The sequence below is a fragment of the Micromonospora sp. NPDC023869 genome, assembly GCF_055559695.1.
Window position 1 is genome coordinate 156,624 of record NZ_JBVHKD010000002.1, and the last position, 19,784, is coordinate 176,407.

The window sequence follows — 19,784 nt, forward strand, 5'->3', positions numbered from 1 at the left end:
TGCACGAGGCGTTAGAAAGGGGCCCTTCCTTACATCTCAGCTTGCTGAGGAGGTGCGGACCAGCGTGCGGATCTGGCGCAGCAGCACCGAGAGCGCGGCCAGGTCGGCGCGGGACTCGTCGAACTCCCCCATCGCCCGCTCGGCGCGGTGGATCGAGGTGGCGTTCGACTGTTCCCACTGCTGCACCCGCTCCGACGGCGAAAGATCACCCGGCGTGGAGTCGAGCACCTCCCCGGTGAGCGCGGCCAGCGCGGCGTACAGGTCGTAGCGCAGCGCCATCCGGGCCAGCGTCTGCCAGCGGTCCTCCCGGGGCAGCAGGGAGATCTTCGACAACAGCGAGTCGACCCGGAACCGGTTCGAGAGCACGAAGTAGACCGAGGCCACCTCGCTCACGTCCCGCCTGCTGCCGGTCGCGGTCTCCACCACGTCCAGCAGGCCGAAGCTGTACATCAGGCGGGTGTTGCGCTCGGCCAGCTCACGCGGCACGCCCCGCTCGGTCATCGAGTCGATGTGCGCCGCGATGCCTTCCCGCTCGGTGCCGTAGAAGAGCGTCTCCAGCTTCGGCAGCAGCTCCGACACGCCCTCACGCAACCGGGCGATCTCCGCCGGCACGTCCAGCGGCGAGCGCCGGTTGGTGACCAGCCAGCGCACCGCCCGGTCGAGCAGCCGCCGGGTGTCCAGGTAGGCGCTGGTCTGCAACTCCGGGTCGACGCGGTTGTCCAGGGCCTCGATGGCGTCCCAGACCTCCCGCAACCCGAACACCTCGCGGACCACCACGTACGCCCGGATGACGTCGGCGGCGGTGGCGGCGGTCTCCTCGACCACCCGGTAGACGAACGAGATGCCGCCCCGGTTGATCGCCTCGTTGACCAGCACCGTGGTCACGATGTCGCGACGCAGCCGGTGCCGTTCCATCCGGTCGGCGAACCGCTCCCGCATCGGGGTCGGGAAGTAGTTGACCAACACCTCGTTGGTCCACTCCTCGTCGGCCAACCCCTCGGCGATGATCTCCTTCTCCAGGGCGATCTTCACGTACGCCAGCAGCACCGCGAACTCCGGCGCGGTCAGCCCGGACTCGGCGCGTACCGCCAGCTCCTCGTCCGGCGGCAACGCCTCCAGCGCCCGGTTCAACTCGCCGGAGCGTTCCAGGTGGGTGATCATCCGTCGGTGCACCGGCAGCAGCGACGCGGCCTGCGTCTGGGCGTTGTTGATCGCGCGGGCCTGGTCGTAGTTGTCCCGCAGCACCAGCTCGGCGACCTCGTCGGTCATCCGGGCCAGCAGGTCGTCCCGCTCGGGGACGGACAACTCGCCGTCGGCCACCGCCGTGTTCAGCAGGATCTTGATGTTCACCTCGTGGTCGGAGCAGTCCACCCCGGCCGCGTTGTCGATGAAGTCGGTGTACATCCGGCCGCCCGACTGGGCGTACTCGATCCGGCCCTGCTGGGTGAAGCCCAGGTTGCCGCCCTCGCCGACCACCCGGCAGCGCAGGTTGCGCCCGTCCACCCGGATCGCGTCGTTGGACTTGTCGCCCACCTCGCCGTTGGTCTGGGTGGAGGCCTTGACGTAGGTGCCGATGCCGCCGTTCCAGAACAGGTCGACCGGTGCGGTGACGATCGCCTTCATCAACTCCTGCGGGCTGATCTGCGTCACGTCGTCGGGCAGCCCGAGCACCGCGCGGACCTGCGGCGACACCGGCACCGACTTCGCGGTACGCGGGTAGACGCCACCGCCGGCCGAGATCAGCTCGGCGTGGTAGTCCTCCCAGGTCGAACGGGACATCTCGAACAGCCGCTTGCGCTCGACGAACGAGGTGGCCGCGTCCGGGTTCGGGTCCAGGAAGATGTGCCGGTGGTCGAAGGCGGCCACCAGCCGGATGTGCTCGGAGAGCAGCATCCCGTTGCCGAACACGTCGCCGGACATGTCGCCGACGCCGACCACGGTGAAGTCCTGGCTCTGGGTGTCGTGGCCCAGCTCGCGGAAGTGCCGCTTGACCGACTCCCAGGCGCCCCGGGCGGTGATGCCCATCTTCTTGTGGTCGTAGCCCGCCGAACCGCCGGAGGCGAACGCGTCGCCCATCCAGAAGTTGTGCGCGACGGAGATCTCGTTGGCGATGTCGGAGAAGGTCGCGGTGCCCTTGTCCGCCGCCACCACCATGTACGGGTCGTCGCCGTCGTGCCGGACCACGTCGTCGGGCGGCACGATGTCACCGGCCACGATGTTGTCGGTGACGTCCAGCAGCGCGGAGATGAACTCCTTGTAGCAGACCACGGCCTCGTCCCGGTCGCCCGGCTTCTGCTTCAACACGAAGCCGCCCTTGGCGCCCACCGGCACGATCACCGCGTTCTTGACCATCTGCGCCTTGACCAGGCCGAGCACCTCGGTCCGGAAGTCCTCCCGCCGGTCGGACCAGCGCAGCCCGCCCCGGGCCACCGGCCCGAACCGCAGGTGCACACCCTCGAACCGGGGCGAGTAGACGAAGATCTCGAACTTCGGCCGGGGCGCCGGCAGGTCCGGGATGGCCTGCGGGTCGAGCTTGAACGCCACGTACGACTTGGGCCGCCCGCCGATCGGCTTCTGGTAGAAGCTGGTCCGCAGGGTGGCCTGGATCAGGTTCAGGTACGCCCGCAGGATGCGGTCCTGGTCCAGGCTGGCCACGTCGTCGAGCGCGGCGTCGATCTCGGAGACCAGCTCCGCCGCCCGCTCCTCCCGCTGCTCGGCGGTGAGCGTCCCCGGTTCGAACCGCGCCTCGAAGAGCCGCACCAGCAGCGTGGCCATGACGGGGTACGCGATGAACGTGGACTCCATGTAGTCCTGGGAGAAGACGGTGCCGGTCTGGCGCAGGTACTTCGCGTACGCCCGCAGCACCACCACCTGCCGCCAGGTGAGCCCGGCGCGCAGCACCAGCTCGTTGAAGCCGTCCACCTCGGCCTCGCCCCGCCACGCCGCCGCGAAGGCGTTCTCCACGTGCGGGCGGACCTCGGCCAGCTCCTGGTGGCCCTCGGGCAGACGCAGCCCGAAGTCGTACAGCCAGATCCGGCCGTCGACCCGCTCCACCTCGTACGGGTGCTCGTCGACCACCTTCACACCGAGCGAGTGCAGCACCGGCAGCACCGCGGAGAGCATCATCGGCTCGCCGTAGCGGTAGACCTTGAACCGGACGTCCATCGACTCGTCGACGTCGGCGGACCGGACGACCGCACGCGGCAACGGCTGCTTGCGGAACAGGTGCATCTCGAGCTGGCCGGACTCCTCCAGCAGCTCCAGCTTGGCCAGGTCCTTCATCGCCTCGTACGGCGTGTGCCCGTCCTTGTAGCCCTCCGGGAACGCGTCGGCGTACCGGGCGAACAGGTGCTTGGCCTGCTCGTCGCCGAGCTTGCGTTCCAGCACCAGCCGGTAGTCGTCGTCCCACAGCCGGGTGGCGTCGGCCAGCTCCTCGGCGAGCAGGTCGGCGTCGATGTCCCCGGGCGGGCTGCTCGGGTCGGTACGCACGATGAAGTGCACCCGGGCCAGCATCGACTCGGTGACCCGGGTGGTGTAGTCCACCCCGACACCGTTCAGCTCACGCAGCAGGATGTCCTGCATGCGTAGTCGGTTCTGCGTGGTGAAGCGGTCCCGGGGCAGATAGATCAGACAGGAGATGAACCGCCCGTACGCGTCCCGGCGCAGGAACACCCGCAGCTGCCGGCGACCCGCCATCCGCAGTACGCCGATCACCGCGTGGTAGAGGTCGTCGGTCTTGATCTGGAACAGCTCGTCGCGCGGGTACGTCTCCAGGATCTGCAACAGGTCCTTGCCGGAGTGGCTGCGCTGGCTCAGTCCGGAGCGGTCCAGCACCTCGGCGACCTTGCGTCGGACCACCGGCAGCTCCTGCACGCTGGTCCGGTACGCGGCGGTGGAGAACAGGCCGAGGAACCGCCGCTCGCCCACCACCCGACCGTCGGCGTCGAAGATCTTGAAGCCGATGTAGTCGAGGTACGCCGAGCGGTGCACGGTGGCCCGCGAGTTCGCCTTGGTGATGATCAGCAGGCGCTTCTCGGTGACCTTCTCGTGCGCCTCGGGCGTCATCGACGACAGCGCCCGCGCCTCCGGCGAGTCCTGCCGCAGGATGCCCAGCCCGGTGCCGAGCACCGCCTCCAGCGCCGGCCCGCCCTCGGTCGAGTCCTGCACCAGCCGGTACTCGCGGTAGCCGAGGAAGGTGAAGTGGTCGTGGGCCAGCCAGCGCAGCAGCTCGACCGAGTCGGTGATGTCCTTCTCCGGCACCGGCGGCCGGTTGTCGCTGGTCCGCGCGGCGGCCAGCTCGTCGGCGAGGGCGAGGGCCCGCTGGCGCATCTTGGGCCAGTCCTCGACGGCCTCGCGCACGTCGGTGAGCACCCGCTGCAACTCGCGGCGCAGCTTGTCGCGCACCTCCGGGTCACGGACCGGGTCGATCTCGATCCGCATCCAGCTCTCGACCAGGTCGCCGTCGATCGCGTCGTCCGGCTCCACGTCGGCGGCGACCTCGACCAGTCGTCCCAGCGGCTCCCGGCGCACCACGACCAGCGGGTGCACCAGCAGGTGCACGTCCAGGTGGTGGCTGTTGAGCAGGGCGGTCACCGAGTCGACCAGGAACGGCATGTCGTCGGTGACGATCTCCACGACGCTGTGGTGCTGCTCGGCGTCGGGTGAGTGGATCCGCAGCTTCAACTCGCCCGGCACCCGCTGCTCGGCGAGCTGGCGGTGGGCGCGTGCGGCGTCGAGCATCTCCTCGGCGGTGAAGCCGATCAGCTCCTCGTCCGGCGCGAACCGCCAGAACCGACCCACCAGGGTCGCCGCGTCGTGGTCGTCGCCGGCCAGGGCGACCGCATGGGCCACCAACCGCTCGGCGTTGGGCACCGGCTCGTCGAGTTCGGCGTCCTCCACGTCGTCCGCCAACGCCTCTGGTGGCAGGCCCAGGTCGTAGAGGGTGTCGATGCTCGAACCGGTCATCCCGGTCGTTCCTGTGTCGAGTCGGCCGTAGCCGTCTCCGTCGGTCGCCGTGTCGAAGCTGTCGTCCCGGCCGGTGTCATCCTGCCGGAGGTCGGGTCCCGGTTTGATCGCCGGACGCCGGTCCATTCGGTGCCACTCCCCTCGACCCACCGCGTTGTGGGTCACTCTCGCCGCCCAGCCTAGGCCAGACCGACCGGTCGGCCCGTCGGCGTACCACCAGCCGGACTTCCGGTGCGTGACGTCGTCCTTTCGCACGTTGCGGTACGAGGTTCGGCCGGATCAGGAGTACCCCGCCAGATGTTGTTCATCACACGAGCGCGGTCCCGTCTTTCACCGCAAGGGGTACGGCGGGGCAGCCCCAGGTGTCGGGGCGTACTAGCGTGCAGGGCAGCCCGAGCAGGAGGACACCAGCCCGATGCACCGTGCGTACCGCAAACGTCACGCCTCGTCACGATTGGCTGCCCTTGCCGCCTGCCTGGTGATCTCGGCCACTCTGGTCGCCTGCTCCGGTGAGGACGGCCCGGAGCGCAGCGTGGACGCCTTCCTCGCCGGCTGGCCCACAGGCGATCTCCAGGCGGTCGGTTTCGTCGACCCGACCGGTAGTCGGCTGCCCGCTGCCGACGTCGCCCGGGAGATCAGGGAGCTCTCCGGCGAACTGGTCGAGACGCCGCCCAAGCTGAGCCGGCAGGGCAAACCCACGGTGGAACAGGACACCGCGACCAGCACGATCCGGGTCGAGTGGACGCTGCCCGGCGACGTCACGTGGACGTACGACCGGCCGGTTCGGCTGGTCAAGGGACGCGACGACGACTGGCAGGTGATCTGGGAGCCGCAGGTCCTCGCCGAGCAGCTCACCCGTGGCGACCGGCTCGGTCTGCGGCGTGACCCGGCGCCCCGCGCCGGCGTGCTCGACGGTGCGGGCGCGCCGCTGGTGGCCCCGCGTGCGGTGGTCCGGGTCGGGCTGGAGCCCCGCGCGGTGACCGACGTGAAGGCCGTCACCCGCGAACTGGACGCGGCGTTCCGGGCGATCCGACCGGCGATCACCCCGCCGGTCGACCTGTCCGGTCTGGCCAAGCGGCTGGACGAGGCGAAGCCGGACGCGTTCGTCGAGGTCGTCACGCTGCGCGAGGAGGCGTACCGGCAGATCAGGTCTCGGATCAGGGACCTGCCGGGGGCCGTCTTCTCCACCGACGAGCTGGACCTCGCCCCCACCCGGGAGTTCGCCCGGGCGGTGCTCGGCACGGTCGGTCCGGCCCAGGCCGACGACCTGAAGGAGTTCCCCGACCGGTACTCCCCCGGTGACCTGGTCGGACACGGCGGGGTGCAGGGACGCTGGGACGAGCGGCTCCGTGGCGCGCCGGGCCTCACCGTGGTGGTCAAGCGGGCGTCCGGAGCCGGCACGGTGGAGCCCACCGGCACCGAACTGTTCACGCACGACCCACGGCCCGGCGAGCCGGTGCGGACCAGCCTCGACGTGAGCACCCAGAACGCGGCGGACCAGGCACTGCGCGGCGAGCGGCGACGCTCCGCCCTGGTCGCCGTCCGGATCGGCGACGGCGCGGTGCTCGCCGCCGCCAACGGTCCCGGCGCCGCCGGGGAGAACCTGGCCTTCACCGCGCAGGTGCCGCCGGGCTCCACGTTCAAGATGGTCAGCGCGCTCGGGCTGGTGGAACGCGGCGCGGTGACCCCGGACACCCGGGTCGACTGCCCCAAGACCCAGGTCGTCGACGGCCGGTCGTTCAAGAACTCGAACGACTTCGCCCTCGGCGAGGTGCCCTTCCGCACCGTCTTCGCCCGGTCCTGCAACACCACGTTCGCCGCCCTGGCACCGCAGCTCGGCGGCGACGGGCTGGCCGCGACCGGCCGGACGCTCGGCCTGGAGGGCCAGTGGACGGTCGGGCTCGACGCCTTCACCGGCAAGGTCTCCGCGAACGGTGGCGCCACCGAACAGGCCGCCGCCGCGATCGGCCAGGGCACCACCCTGGTCAGTCCGTTGGCCATGGCGGCGGCGACCGCGGCGGTGGCCAAGGGCGGCTTCACCCCGCCGAAGCTGGTGCTCGACCCCGCCCCGGAGGGGGCGACCGAGCCGGGCCCGGAGCTGAACGCCGAGGCGGTGACGGCGGTCCGCGAGATGATGCGCGAGGTCGTGACCAGCGGCTCCGGCACCGCCTTGAAGGACGCCCCGGGCGGGCCCGTGTACGGCAAGACCGGCACCGCCGAGTACGACGACAACCCGGAGAACACCCACGCCTGGTTCGTCGGGTGGCAGGGCGACGTCGCCTTCGCCGTCTTCGTGGAGAAGGGCGGCTCGGGCAGCGGCACCGCCGTGCCGATCGCCGAGCGTTTCCTGCGCGCCCTGTCCCGCTGACCGCTCAGGCGGTCAGGCCGCCCGGCGCCGACGAAGGCCGGGTGACGTCGCCGGCCGGGTCGACGTCGTCGCACCCGTCCTCGTCGGGGTCGGCGACGTCCGGCTCCGGGTGGGCCACGTCCGAATCTGACGCCCAGTCGACCACGCCCGGTTCCGGTCCCCGGTCGGTTCGGACGTCCTCCTCCGGGCCACCCGGATGCGCGGCGGCCGACGGGCCGACGGAGACCGGTGCCGCCGCCACCAGGAGCGGTCCGGCCGACGGCACGTCGGCCGGGTCGACGCTCCGGCGCGGTGCCGGAGCGGGACGTTCGACGGTCTCCGGACGCAGCCGGGGCGGCATCGAGCCGGGCGCGGTCACCGGGCGCAGCCCGGCCACCAACGTGTTGACGATCTCGGCTGCGTACGCGCCGTCCGGGTCGTAGTCGGGGTCGAAGACGGTCAGCTCGACGCCGAGGCAGTGCGGGGTGTCGACCAGCCCGGCGAGCAGGATCTCCAGCTCGGCGAAGGCGATCCCGCCCGGGTCGGGGGCGTCGACCGCCGGCATCACGGCCGGGTCGAGGACGTCCACGTCGACGTGCACCCAGTAGCCGGCGCAGTCCGCGAGCTGCTCGTGCGCCCACTGGGCGGTACGGGCGGCGCCCTCGGCCCGCAGCGCCGGGACCGGCCGGGTCAGGATCCCGGCGGCCTGGAGGTCCAGCCGGTACTCGTCCTGGGCACGGATGCCGAGCACCACCACGTCGATGTCCCGGAAGTACGGGCGTCGCCCCTCGATGGCGGCCAGGTCGGCCTGGCCCCGGCCGGTGACCAGGGCGAGGTCCTCACCGGCCGCCGCGCCCACGTACGAGGCGTTGCCCGGGTGCCGGAAGTCGGAGTGCCCGTCCACGAAGACCAGGCCGATCCGGCCGCCCACCGCCTCGCCGAGCCGGTGCATGGCCAGCGCCGAGCCGAGCATGATCGAGCAGTCGCCTCCCAGGATCACCGGGAACTCGTCCCGGTCGATGATCGCGCCGATCCGGTCGGCCAGTCCCACCGAGTAGTCGGCGATCTCCCGGGCGTGGCACACCCCGTCGCCCGGCCGCCAGTCCCCGGCGTCGTACCGGGGCGGGGTCAGGTGACCGGCGTCGCGAGCCCGCAGCCGGGGCAGCAGGCCCTGGTCACGCAGCGCTCCCGGGGCCTTGCCGCAGCCCGGCACCGAGGTGGGTGTGGGTGGACGCAGGCCGAGGTTGCTCGGCGCGTCGAGGACGGCGATCCGGCGCATGATGGGCTCCCGTCCTCCGGTGTCGGGCGGGCCGGCATCACGCCGGCCCGCGCAGGCGTGGTAAGTGACTCAGAACAGGGCGCTGGCCAGGGCCCGACGCGCCGACGCGACCGCCGGATCCTCCGGACCGGCGATGGTGAAGAGGCCGACCAGGTGCTGGCGTACCTTCTCCCGGTCCTCCCCGGCGGTCCGCCGGACCACCGAGACCAGCCGCTGGTAGGCCTGCTCGGCCAGCCCGCTGAGCACCTCGATGTCGGCGGCCAACAGTTGCGCCTCGACGTCGTCGGGGTCGGACGCGGCGGCGGCGAGCGCCGCCTGCGGGTCCGCACCGGCCACCCGGCGGGCCAACCCGACCTGGGCCAGTCCGGCCGCCGCCGCCGCGTCCGCCGGCGTCTCCGCCAGGATCTTGCGGTACGCCTGCTCGGCGGCGTCCAGGTCGCCGGTCATCAGGGCGTCGTCCGCCTCGTCCAGGCGCGGGTCCTCCGGCTCGGCCACGGCCACGCCGCCGGCCTTGAGTACCGCCTGGATCCACTGGCGCAGCTGCGCCTCGGGGACCACGCCGGAGAAGGCGTCGACCGGCTGCCCGCCGACCACCGCGTACACCATCGGGATTCCCTGCACGCGGAACATCTGGGCCAGTCGCGGGTTGGCGTCCACATCGACCTTGGCGAGCACCCAGGCGCCGCCGCCCTCCGCCGCCAGCCGCTCCAGCACCGGGGAGAGCTGCTTGCACGGCTCGCACCACTCGGCCCAGAAGTCCACCACCACGGGTGTGGTCAGCGAGCGCTCCAGCACCTCGGACTGGAAGGTCGCCTCCGTCACGTCGATGACGGTGACGCCGCCGCCGACGGGGTTGCCGGGCGCGGCGGCGGGCGGGCCGGACTGGGCCGGTGCCGGGGTGGGGCTGGGCGCGGCGGGGCGCAACGCGCTGAGGTCGACCGCGCCGCGGGTGAAGATCGACGAGGTGATCCGTGGGTCGCTCATGGTTACCTAGTCTCGCACGCGATTTGCCGAACTCAGGTTCAGCCACCGCCCGTGCAGTTGCCGATGTCGTCCCTGCCCAGACACCCCCGCCGGAGCAGGTGTCAGAACCGGGCGGGCTCGCGGTAAACGCCCCATTCCGCGCGCAACGCGTCGCAGATCTCGCCGAGCGTCGCCTCGGCCCGGACGGCGTCGAGCATCGCCGGGATCATGTTCTCCCCGGTACGGCTCACCGCCACCATCGCCTCGACCGCCGCCCGGGCCCGGGCGGCGTCCCGGCCGGTCTTGCGCTCGGCCAGCAACCGGCGCTGCTCCAACTCCACCTCGTGCGAGATGCGCAGGATCTCCAGCTCCTTGGCGACCGTGCCGGTGTGGCAGTTGACGCCGACGATCTTCTTGTCGCCCTTCTCCAGCGCCTGCTGGTAGACGAACGCCGACTCGGCGATCTGCCCGGTGAACCAGCCGTCCTCGATGCCACGCAGGATGCCGGAGGTCATCGGGCCGATGGTGTGCGGGCCCTCGCCGCCCAATGCGCGGATCCGGGCGAAGATCTCCTCCGCCTCCGCCTCGATCCGGTCGGTCAGCGCCTCGACGTACCACGAGCCGCCGAGCGGGTCGGCCACGTTGGTCACCCCGATCTCCTCCATCAGCACCTGCTGCGTCCGCAGGGCGATCTCGGCGGAGGAGTCGGTGGGCAGCGCCAGGGTCTCGTCCAGCGCGTTGGTGTGCAGCGAGTTGGTGCCGCCGAGCACCGCGGCGAGCGCCTCGACGGCCGTACGCACCACGTTGTTGACCGGCTGCTGGGCGGTCAGCGACACTCCGGCCGTCTGCGTGTGGAAGCGCAGCCAGAGCGCTTTCTCGCTGGTGGCGCCGTACACGTCGCGAAGCCAGCGGGCCCAGATCCGGCGGGCGGCGCGGAACTTGGCGATCTCCTCGAAGAAGTCGACGTGCGAGTCGAAGAAGAAGCTCAGCCCGGGGGCGAAGACGTTGACGTCCAACCCGCGCGAGAGCCCCAGCTCGACGTAGCCGAACCCGTCGGCGAGCGTGTACGCCAATTCCTGCGCGGCGGTCGAGCCGGCCTCGCGGATGTGGTAGCCGGAGACGGAGAGCGGCTTGTAGCGCGGGATCTCCCGGGCGCAGTACTCCATCAGGTCGCCGATCAGGCGCAGGTGCGGCTCGGGGTCGAACAGCCACTCCTTCTGCGCGATGTACTCCTTGAAGATGTCCGTCTGCAGGGTGCCGTCGAGCGTCGACAGGTCGGCGCCCTGCCGCTCGGCGGCGACCAGGTACATGCAGAACACCGGCACCGCCGGGCCGGAGATCGTCATGCTGGTGGTGACCGCCGCCAGGTCGATGCCGTCGAAGAGCGCCTCCATGTCGACGGCGCTGTCCACCGCCACCCCGCAGTGGCCCACCTCGCCGAGCGACTGCGGGTCGTCGGAGTCGCGGCCCATCAGGGTGGGCATGTCGAACGCGACCGAGAGACCGCCGCCGCCGGCGCCGAGGATCATCTTGTAGCGCTCGTTGGTCTGCCGGGCGTTGCCGAACCCGGCGAACTGCCGGATGGTCCAGGTCCGCCCGCGATAGCCGGTCGGGTGCAGGCCCCGGGTGTACGGGAACTCGCCCGGCCAGCCGATCCGGTCGAAGCCCGGGTACGCGGCACCCTCCGGGGGCCCGTAGACCGGCTCGACGGGCAGCCCGGAGAGCGTGGTGAAGTCCGCGTCCCGCTTGCGCGCGGCGTCGTACCGGGCCTGCCAGCGGGCCCGTCCGGCGGCGATCTCGTCGGCGTTCATCCCCGGGCTCCTCCTTGAGTCCTCGACTGCACGTCGAGTGTAGAGCCCTTACCTGAACGATCGCTAAGGAAACTCCTACCGACCGGTAATGCCGACCGGCCCCTCAGACGGCGGGACCACCGATGGCGACGTCGTCCACCCGGATGTTGATCTCGTCGACCCGCAGCCCGTACGCCTCGATCGCCTGGGTCACGCCGGTGCGCACCGCCGAGGTCACCTCGGGCACCGCGTGCCCGGCGTCGATCACGATCACCAGGTTGACCACTGCCGCGCCGTTGGTGACGTGCGCCGAGCACCCGCGCCGGGCGTCACCCACCTGGTCCAGCCCGACCCGGTCGAGCACCGCGTTGAAGAACCGCGCGATGTCACCGCCCAACTCGACCACACCGGGTACGGCCTTCGCGGCGGCCACCGCGATCTTCTCCACCACCTCGTCCGAGATGTCGGTACGACCACCCGCCACCGCGTCCGGCGTCATCGGCAACTCCTGCGTCATCTCGTGGTCCATCTCTCTCCAGCAGCCGTCACACCGCCCCACGCGCTCTGCGAAGGCGGTGCGAGCGTAACCGTCCGAGACGGTCCGCAGTGGACTGAAGTTCAGCCGGAGAGCTGGGCCAGCAGGGTGTCCGCAGCGGCGTACGGATCGATCGCGCCGGCAGCGACCTCGGCGGCGAGCGCCGGCAACTGCGTACCGTCGCGCAGCGAGCCGATCCGGGCGCGCAGCGCACCCAGCGCGATCGCCTCGATCTCGGCGGCGGCCCGCGTCTCCCGGCGACGGCGCAGCTCGTCGTGCTCGACCAGCCAGTCCCGGTGCTTGTCGACGGCGGCGGCGACGTCGTCGATCCCCTCGCCCCGGACGGCGACCGCCCGCACCACCTGTGGCCGCCACTGCCCCGGTCCGCGCTCGCCGAGCGCGATCATCCCCTGGATGTCCCGGACCGTCGCGTCGGCGCCGTCCCGGTCGGCCTTGTTCACCACGAAGATGTCGGCGATCTCCAGGATGCCGGCCTTCACCGCCTGGATCGCGTCGCCCATGCCCGGCGCGAGCAGCACCAACGTGGTGTCGGCGAGCGAGGCCACCTCGACTTCGGCCTGCCCGACCCCGACGGTCTCCACCAGCACCACGTCGCAGCCGGCACCCTCCAGCACCCGCACCGCCTGCGGGGTGGCCGCCGACAGCCCGCCCAGGTGCCCCCGGCTGGACATCGACCGGATGTACACACCTGGGTCGGTGGCGTGGTCCTGCATCCGCACCCGGTCACCGAGGATCGCCCCGCCGGTGAACGGACTGGACGGGTCGATCGCCAGCACCCCGACCCGGTGTCCCCGCGCCCGCAGCGCGCGGACCAGCTCGTTGGTGGTGGTCGACTTGCCCACCCCCGGCGAACCGGTCAGACCGACCACCTGGGCCCGTCCGGTGTGCGGCGCGAGCGCCGCCGCGATGCGCGGCAGCGTCTCGTCACCCGACTCGACCAGGGTGATCAGCCGGGCCACCGCGCGTGGGTCACCCTCGCGGGCCCGTTCGACGAGCATCGGTACGTCCCGACTACGCCGCACCGAACCGGCCGCGGCCGGCGCGCTCCCCCTCGTCTCGCTCATACCGCCGCCCTCGACCGCGACGCTGACACGCTGCGCGTCGGGCCCGACGGCCGGGCTCGCCCGCTCACCGTGCTGCGCGTCGGGCCCGACTGCGGGGCTCGCACGATCGGCTCGTTCCCGGTGCTCACAGGTCGGTCTCGGTCGGGGCCGGGACGTGGATGATCAGCGCGTCGCCCTGACCACCGCCGCCGCAGAGCGCCGCCGCACCGGTGCCGCCGCCGCGCCGCTTGAGCTCCATCGCCAGGGTCAGCACCAGCCGGGCGCCGGACATGCCGATCGGGTGCCCCAGCGCGATCGCGCCGCCGTTCACGTTGACCTTGTCCGGGCTGATCCCGAGGTCACGGGTGGACTGGATGCCGACCTGGGCGAACGCCTCGTTGACCTCGATCAGGTCGAGGTCGGAGACGCTCAGCCCGCCCTTGCGCAGGGCGTGCTGGATGGCGTTGGACGGCTGCGAGTGCAGGGAGTTGTCCGGGCCGGCCACGTTGCCGTGCGCGCCCACCTCGGCCAGCCAGGTCAGCCCGAGCTCCTTGGCCTTCGCCTTGCTCATCACGACCACCGCGGCGGCACCATCGGAGATCGGCGACGAGCTGCCGGCGGTGATGGTGCCGTCCTTGGCGAAGGCCGGACGGAGCTTGGCCAGCGTCTCGGCGGTGGTGTCCGGGCGGATGCCCTCGTCCTCGCTGACCACCAGCGGGTCACCCTTGCGCTGCGGGATGACCACCGGGGTGATCTCGTCGGCGAAGTGGCCGTTCTTCTGCGCGGCGGCGGCCCGCTGGTGGCTCGCGGCGGCGAAGGCGTCCTGCTCCTCGCGGCTGATCCCCCGCTCGGCGCCGTGGCGCTCGGTGGACTCGCCCATCGAGCAGCAGTCCCACGCGTCGGTCAGCCCGTCGAGCGCCATGTGGTCCTTGACCACCACGTCGCCGTACTTGTAACCGCTCCGCTGACCGAGCAGCAGGTGCGGGGCGTTGGTCATCGACTCCATGCCGCCGGCCACCACCACGTCGAACTCACCGGCCCGGATCAACTGGTCGGCCAACGCGATCGCGTCCAGCCCGGAGAGGCAGACCTTGTTGATGGTCAGCGCGGGCACCGACATCGGGATGCCCGCCTCCACCGCCGCCTGGCGGGCCGGGATCTGACCGGTACCGGCCTGGAGCACCTGCCCCATGATCACGTACTGGACCTGTTCGGGGGCCACGCCGGCACGTTCCAGTGCCGCGGAGATGGCGATACCGCCGAGCTTCGTCGCCGGTAGGTCCTTCAGGTTGCCCAGCAGACGCCCCATCGGGGTGCGCGCGCCACTGACGATCACCGAAGCCATGACTGCCTCCGAGGGGGTGCCGACCTGTACGCCTTAACTATCGTTCGGCCAGACTAGCGTCATGCCTGAGAACTCCCCCGTCGAGCCCGCTGCCGACTATGTCACAGACATCGGTCTACGCCGCATCGACCATGTCGGGATCGCGGTCGCCGACCTCGACGCCGCGATCGACTTCTACCAACGGACCTTCGGCATGCGCTGCGTGCACACGGAGGTCAACGCCGAGCAGGGGGTCCGCGAGGCGATGCTGACGGTCGGGCCGACCGCCGAGGGCGGCTGCGTGCAACTGCTCGCCCCGCTGACGCCGGAGTCGACCATCGGCAAGTTCCTCGACCGCAACGGACCGGGCGTGCAGCAGGTCGCATACACCGTGGCGGACATCGACGTGGCCTGTGCGGCGCTACGCGAGCGCGGCGTACGCCTGCTGTACGAGACGCCCCGGCGCGGCACCGCCGACTCCCGGATCAACTTTGTCCACCCGAAGGACGCCGGCGGTGTCCTGATCGAACTGGTCCAACCCGCCTGACGACACGGCGCACAGCCCGAACGCAACGCAGGTGCGGGTGCGGTGCGGGTGCGGTGAAAGGAAGGGTCCCCTGCTAACGCCTCGTGCATAGCAGGGGACCCTTCCTAACACGCAGCACCCCGCACACACGCAGTGCGCCGCACGTCGCGCCGTACCCCGCACACGCGCGCTACGCCGTACCCCGCACACGCGCAGCACGTCCCACGTCGCGCAGCACGCCGCACGTGGTGTACGACGCGGCGCGCCGTCGGTACGACGAGGCTGGCCGGGGACGGCGTGCGGTGACGGGCGGGTACGACGCCGCCCGGGCCGGGCGCGGGGCGGCTGGCCTCACGGACGAGGTGTCGGTGGCCATTCGGTGAACCGCCTTTGGCTTTCCCAGAGGCACGCCGACACCCATTCGAGTGAGACGGGGCGGCCGGAAACATAAGGACGCCGGTCCCCTTTTCCGCCTCACGCTGCGTGCCTTCGCGCTCGCCTCGGAGCTGGCAAGATCGCCACTTCCCCCGGCGGTCCGGCACCCTGTCGAGTTGACCATGTAATGAGGACGGCAAAGGGCGGCACGCTCTTGCGAAGCACCCCGGGGGGTCTGCCAGTATGTCCCAATGCCCCAGCAGCAGTCCTCCCCTCTCGCGTTCTTCGATAACGCGAACTCGCAGCCCGATTTCACGGTTGGCCTGCGCGGATACAACACCGGTCAGGTCGACGACTTCATCGGCCGGCTCAACGCCGCGCTGAGCCAGGCCAACAAGGACCGCGCCGACGCCGAGCAGGCGCTCAACGACGCCCAGCGCCGGCTCCGGCAGTCCGAGCAGCGGCTCACCGCCCTGGAGCAGAAGCTCACCGACACCAGCAAGCAGCTGGAGGAGAACAGCCGCCCGACGCTGTCCGGTCTCGGCACCCGGGTCGAGCAGATCCTCCGGCTCGCCGAGGAGCAGGCCAACGACCACCGCAACGAGGCCAAGCGCGAGTCGGAGGGCATCCTCTCCGCCGCCCGCCTCGAGGCGCGGGAGATCACCGACAAGGCCCGTGCCGAGGCCGCCGCGATGAAGGCCAGCGCCGAGCGCGAAGCGGGCAACGTCCGCACCGCCGCCGAGCGTGAGGCGGCCGAGGCGCGGGTGCAGGCCCGCCGGGAGGCCGACACGCTGCGCGCCGACGCGGAGCGGGAGACCAAGCAGCTGCGTACGGTGACCGCGCACGAGGTCGCCGAGCTGAAGTCGACCGTCGAGCGGGAGGTGGCCACCCTCCGGGCCACCGCCGAGCGGGAGATCACCCAGCAGCGGGCCAAGGCCGCCCGGGAGGCCGAGGAGAAGCGCGCCGAGGCGACCAAGCTCCTCACCGACGCCCGCGACAAGCGCGACAAGGACCTCCAGGCGCTGGAGCTGCAGCTCGCCGAGCGGCGGGAGAAGGCCGAGCGCGAGGAGTCGGAGCGGCACGCCGCCCAGGTCGCGCAGACCCAGAAGCTGGTCAGCGAGGCCGAGCAGCGGGCCCGGGCCGCGCAGGAGCGGGCGAAGGAGATCGAGCAGCGGGCCGAGGCCCGTCGGGTCGAGTCCGAGCGCAGCGCGACCGAGACGGTCGAGAAGGCCAAGGCGCTCTCCGAGCGGACCCTGAGCGAGGCCCGCGCCGAGTCGCAGCGTCTGCTCAACGAGGCGCGCACCGAGGCCGAGCTGACCACTCAGGCGGCCCGCCGCGAGGTCGAGGACCTCACCCGCCAGAAGGACGCGGTCACCTCGCAGCTCGGGCAGATGCTCTCCGGTCTGGCCGGCATCGTGCCGGGCGTACCGAACAACGCGAACGCCGCCGCGGCGGCGGACAAGCCGGCGGCCAAGAAGGCCGACGAGTCCGACGACAAGGTCGCTGCGGAGACCACCAGCTGATCCGGCGGCTCGGGGCATGATCGACGGCGCGGGGTGACACCGGGTGACGGTGCCACCCCGCGCCGCCCTGCTTGTGCGGGACGTGTCGGCAACCGCTCGCCCTAGCACGTGAAGTAGGTCCCAACAGGGGCGTCCGTATCGCCCCAGGAGTCGCCGTTGCGTGTGAGGATGGGAGCATGTCGCACGGCGAGGAACTGTTCTCCCTCGGCGGGGACGTGACCACGGAGCCCAGCTTCGAGTCCGCCCTGCGAGGATATGAAAAACGGCAGGTCGACCGGTATGTCGCTCGTGCGGAGCACGAGATCGGGGCGTTGGCGGCCGAACGGGAACAGGCCTACACCCAGATCCACAAGCTGGCCGGTCAGGTCGAGGTGCTCCAGCGCGACCTCGCCCAGGTCCGCAAGCAGGTCGGCGTGGTCGACCGTGCCGCGTTCCGCCACCTCGGTCCCCGGGTGGAGCAGATCCTGGCGCTCGCCGAGGAGCAGGCCGAGGACATCCTCGGTGCCGCCCACGAGGAGATCGAGGCGCGCCGGGCCACCGCCGAGCACATCATCGACGAGGCGCGCGCGGAGGCCGCCAAGGCGCTCAAGGATTTCGAGATCGCGCTGGCCACCCGCCGGGCCGAGGAGGAGCGGCAGGCCGCCGCCCGTAAGGCGGAGTCCGAGGCCGCTGCCCGGGCCGCCCGCGAGGAGGCCGCCCGGCTGCGCAAGGCCGCCCAGGAGGCGTTGGCCAAGGCCGAGCAGGAGGCGACCCAGCTCCGCGACGCGGCCAAGGAGATCCACACCCGGGCGCAGCAGGAGGCGGCCAAGCTCCGGGAGGCCGCCCGCGAGGTGCACGCCACCGCCCAGCAGGAGGCCACCCAGCTCCGCGACGCGGCCAAGGAGGTGCACGCGAAGGCGCAGCAGGAGGCCAAGCGCCTGGTCGACCAGGCCACCGAGGCCGGTCGCGCCACGCACGCCAAGGCCCAGCAGGAGGCCAAGCAGATCATCGACGACGCCGCCACGGCCGGCCGCGCCACCCGCGACAAGGCCCGCCAGGAGGCCGAGCGGCTGACCGCGCAGACCACCGAGGCGGCCCGCCGCACCCGCACGGAGACCGAGGCGTACGCGCAGCGCATGCGCACCGAGACCGAGGCGTACGTGCAGCACGCCCGCGCTCAGGCGCAGCAGGAACTGGGCGCCTGGCGGGCCGGGGTGGAGAAGGAGGTCAACGGCCGGCGGGAGGCGGCGGACCGGGAGCTGACCGAGCGGCGGGCGACCGCCGAGCGCGAGTTCACCAGTCGTCGCGAGGAGCTGGAGAAGCAGTTCACGACCCGCAACGCCGAGCTGGACGAGCAGTTCCAGGGCCGTACCGTCGAGCTGGAGTCGGGTTTCGAGACCCGCCGCGCCGAGCTGGAGTCGGAGTACACCACCCGGAAGAACGAGATCGAGCAGGGCGCCGACGCGATCCGCCAGGCCGCCGAGCAGGAGGCCGCCACGGTGCGCGCCGAGGCCGAGGAGCGGGCCACCGCGCTGCTGCGCGACGCCGGGACCGAGGCGGCCGACAAGCGCCGGGAAGCCGACGAGTACGCCACCACCACTCGCCGCGAGGCGGACGAGCACGTCACCACCGCCCGTCGCGAGGCCGACGAGTACGTGGCCTCCTCCCGCCGCCAGTTCGAGGAGTACGCCGCCACCACCCAGCAGCACCTGGCCACCACGCAGCAGCACCTGGCCGCGACGCAGCAGGAGGCGGCGGCGAGCCGCCAGCAGCTCGCCCAGGTGATGCTGGAGATCGCCAAGGCCCAGCAGCAGCTCGCCGACCTGCGTCAGGAGACCTGGAAGTCCCGGCAGGAGTCCGACGACCTGCAGCGCAAGCTGCTCGACCTGCGGCTGACGGCGGCGACCGGCCCCGACGGGCCGGGTGCTCCCGCCGCCGTGGCCGCGTCCGCCCCGGCTGCCGCGATGGCCTCCTCCGCCACCGCCACCGCTGCCTCCGCCACGGCGCCGGTCGCCGTCAACGGCAGCCGCCCGAGCAACAGCGTCGTCGGCGCGGCGAGCGGACCGGGTGGCTCGGCCGACACCGCCACCAGGCCCACCGAGCCTGCGGGCGACGACGGACCGGCGTCGAGGCCGGCGACCACCGGCGACGACGGACCTTCCGCGAAGCCGGCGACCACCGGCAACGACGGGCCGGCGACGAAGCCGATGGCGGAGCCGGTCACCACGGTCGAGGACGCGACGGCGAAGCCGGCCACCGAGCCGACCTCGGTCGACGGCAGCACGGCGAGCGCCGGTGTGGACGGCGAGCCGACGGTGGCGGCCGTGCCGGGGGCGGGTGGCCGGGACGCCACCCCGACGAAGATCACCAGCACCGGCGAGAACGGCAAGCGCCCGACCAAGCCGACCACTGACGAACGCAGCGCCAAGCCGAGCAAGGTCACCTCAGACTGAGACAACGGCGCCCGACGATCAGGCGGACGGGACGAACCGACGACGCCCACGACCAGGCGGGCACCGGACGATCAGGCGGCGGCCGACGGTCAGGGCGAGTCGGGACGGCGGTGCGCGGCCGGTCGACGGGATGCTCCCCAGGCGACGAACCGGTCGAACAGCGTCCGAGCGGCCGGGCCGTCGTGCGGGTTGAGGTGGTAGAGGTCCCGCATCGCCTCGTACATCAGGCCGGCCAGATAGATGGTGAGGCCGGCGCTGTTGCCGTCGTACTCCAGCCGGAGCAACAGTCGCGCCTCCCCGCAGGGCCAGGGCTGCCCGTCGGCGCGACAGCACCAGGTCGGTCGTAACGGGGTGTGCGGGGGCCGACTGCCGACGGGTCGCGGACGTTCGGGACGGGGGCCATTGCCCGGCATGGGCAGGCGCGTGGTGATCATGCCTGGCCACCCGACGTACGCCGCTGTCGGCCGCCGGTCGTCCGCCACCACTGGCCCGGCGTCAGCCGACCAGGGCGGCCCGTGTGTTGGCGCGGCAGCGGCTGGGTCGGCTGCTCCGTCCAGCCGGGCAGGTGCGTGTCCCGCCGCCGTTGCGGCAGGACCGGCAGGATCACCGTCGGGCACTGGTACCACTTGCTGCGCACATCGACCTCCCTCGGGAAAGCCTG

General features: G+C 72.0%; 13 protein-coding genes. 4 read left to right on the plus strand and 9 right to left on the minus strand.

Annotated elements, in window-relative coordinates; translation table 11 throughout:
- Positions 1-36: 36 nt before the first annotated feature.
- The gene (locus ACZ31C_RS06430) at positions 37-5,091 is read right to left on the minus strand and encodes an NAD-glutamate dehydrogenase (RefSeq protein WP_465794470.1); all 5,055 of its coding nucleotides are present in this window, start codon (positions 5,089-5,091) and stop codon (positions 37-39) included.
- Between the two features lie 289 nt (positions 5,092-5,380).
- Between ACZ31C_RS06430 and ACZ31C_RS06435 the strand changes: the two genes are divergently transcribed.
- Positions 5,381-7,333, plus strand: a complete 1,953-nt coding sequence (locus ACZ31C_RS06435; protein ID WP_465794471.1) for a penicillin-binding transpeptidase domain-containing protein — start codon at positions 5,381-5,383, stop codon at positions 7,331-7,333.
- A 4-nt stretch (positions 7,334-7,337) separates the two neighbouring features.
- Here ACZ31C_RS06435 and ACZ31C_RS06440 read toward each other — a convergent pair whose 3' ends face one another.
- From ACZ31C_RS06440 to ACZ31C_RS06465, 6 genes are all read right to left on the minus strand, one after another.
- Positions 7,338-8,594, minus strand: coding sequence for an arginase family protein (locus ACZ31C_RS06440; RefSeq protein ID WP_465794993.1), 1,257 nt, complete (start codon positions 8,592-8,594; stop codon positions 7,338-7,340).
- A gap of 66 nt (positions 8,595-8,660) precedes the next feature.
- Complete coding sequence (locus ACZ31C_RS06445; protein WP_465794472.1) at positions 8,661-9,575, minus strand: tetratricopeptide repeat protein; 915 nt, start codon at positions 9,573-9,575, stop codon at positions 8,661-8,663.
- 101 nt (positions 9,576-9,676) lie between these two features.
- Positions 9,677-11,365, minus strand: a complete 1,689-nt coding sequence (locus ACZ31C_RS06450) for an acyl-CoA mutase large subunit family protein (protein WP_449948607.1) — start codon at positions 11,363-11,365, stop codon at positions 9,677-9,679.
- A gap of 103 nt (positions 11,366-11,468) precedes the next feature.
- A complete protein-coding gene (locus ACZ31C_RS06455; protein ID WP_396744708.1) occupies positions 11,469-11,873 on the minus strand; it encodes an Asp23/Gls24 family envelope stress response protein in 405 nt (134 codons plus the stop codon).
- Positions 11,874-11,962: 89 nt separating this feature from the next.
- The gene (meaB, locus tag ACZ31C_RS06460) at positions 11,963-12,964 is read right to left on the minus strand and encodes a methylmalonyl Co-A mutase-associated GTPase MeaB (protein WP_465794473.1); all 1,002 of its coding nucleotides are present in this window, start codon (positions 12,962-12,964) and stop codon (positions 11,963-11,965) included.
- Between the two features lie 124 nt (positions 12,965-13,088).
- The gene (locus tag ACZ31C_RS06465; protein WP_465794474.1) at positions 13,089-14,288 is read right to left on the minus strand and encodes an acetyl-CoA C-acetyltransferase; all 1,200 of its coding nucleotides are present in this window, start codon (positions 14,286-14,288) and stop codon (positions 13,089-13,091) included.
- A gap of 61 nt (positions 14,289-14,349) precedes the next feature.
- On the opposite strand from ACZ31C_RS06465, the gene mce reads away from it, so the two are divergent.
- From mce to ACZ31C_RS06480, 3 genes are all read left to right on the plus strand, one after another.
- Entirely contained in the window at positions 14,350-14,814 is a 465-nt protein-coding gene (gene mce / locus ACZ31C_RS06470; protein ID WP_350692383.1) for a methylmalonyl-CoA epimerase, read from the plus strand.
- 605 nt (positions 14,815-15,419) lie between these two features.
- Entirely contained in the window at positions 15,420-16,691 is a 1,272-nt protein-coding gene (locus tag ACZ31C_RS06475; protein ID WP_465794475.1) for a DivIVA domain-containing protein, read from the plus strand.
- 176 nt (positions 16,692-16,867) lie between these two features.
- The gene (locus ACZ31C_RS06480; RefSeq protein WP_465794476.1) at positions 16,868-19,123 is read left to right on the plus strand and encodes a coiled-coil domain-containing protein; all 2,256 of its coding nucleotides are present in this window, start codon (positions 16,868-16,870) and stop codon (positions 19,121-19,123) included.
- A gap of 89 nt (positions 19,124-19,212) precedes the next feature.
- Here ACZ31C_RS06480 and ACZ31C_RS06485 read toward each other — a convergent pair whose 3' ends face one another.
- Positions 19,213-19,557, minus strand: coding sequence for a hypothetical protein (locus ACZ31C_RS06485; RefSeq protein ID WP_465794477.1), 345 nt, complete (start codon positions 19,555-19,557; stop codon positions 19,213-19,215).
- Complete coding sequence (locus ACZ31C_RS06490; protein ID WP_465794478.1) at positions 19,554-19,760, minus strand: hypothetical protein; 207 nt, start codon at positions 19,758-19,760, stop codon at positions 19,554-19,556. Before ACZ31C_RS06490 ends, ACZ31C_RS06485 begins: the two co-directional genes overlap by 4 nt.
- Positions 19,761-19,784: the final 24 nt, after the last annotated feature.

Coding starts and splice junctions, on each gene's coding strand:
- ACZ31C_RS06430 (WP_465794470.1), bottom strand. CDS start 5,091: ATGGACCGGCGTCCGGCGATCAAACCGGGACCCGACCTCCGGCAGGAT.
- ACZ31C_RS06435 (WP_465794471.1), top strand. CDS start 5,381: ATGCACCGTGCGTACCGCAAACGTCACGCCTCGTCACGATTGGCTGCC.
- ACZ31C_RS06445 (WP_465794472.1), bottom strand. CDS start 9,575: ATGAGCGACCCACGGATCACCTCGTCGATCTTCACCCGCGGCGCGGTC.
- ACZ31C_RS06450 (WP_449948607.1), bottom strand. CDS start 11,365: ATGAACGCCGACGAGATCGCCGCCGGACGGGCCCGCTGGCAGGCCCGG.
- ACZ31C_RS06455 (WP_396744708.1), bottom strand. CDS start 11,873: ATGGACCACGAGATGACGCAGGAGTTGCCGATGACGCCGGACGCGGTG.
- meaB (WP_465794473.1), bottom strand. CDS start 12,964: ATGAGCGAGACGAGGGGGAGCGCGCCGGCCGCGGCCGGTTCGGTGCGG.
- ACZ31C_RS06465 (WP_465794474.1), bottom strand. CDS start 14,288: ATGGCTTCGGTGATCGTCAGTGGCGCGCGCACCCCGATGGGGCGTCTG.
- mce (WP_350692383.1), top strand. CDS start 14,350: ATGCCTGAGAACTCCCCCGTCGAGCCCGCTGCCGACTATGTCACAGAC.
- ACZ31C_RS06475 (WP_465794475.1), top strand. CDS start 15,420: ATGCCCCAGCAGCAGTCCTCCCCTCTCGCGTTCTTCGATAACGCGAAC.
- ACZ31C_RS06480 (WP_465794476.1), top strand. CDS start 16,868: ATGTCGCACGGCGAGGAACTGTTCTCCCTCGGCGGGGACGTGACCACG.
- ACZ31C_RS06485 (WP_465794477.1), bottom strand. CDS start 19,557: ATGATCACCACGCGCCTGCCCATGCCGGGCAATGGCCCCCGTCCCGAA.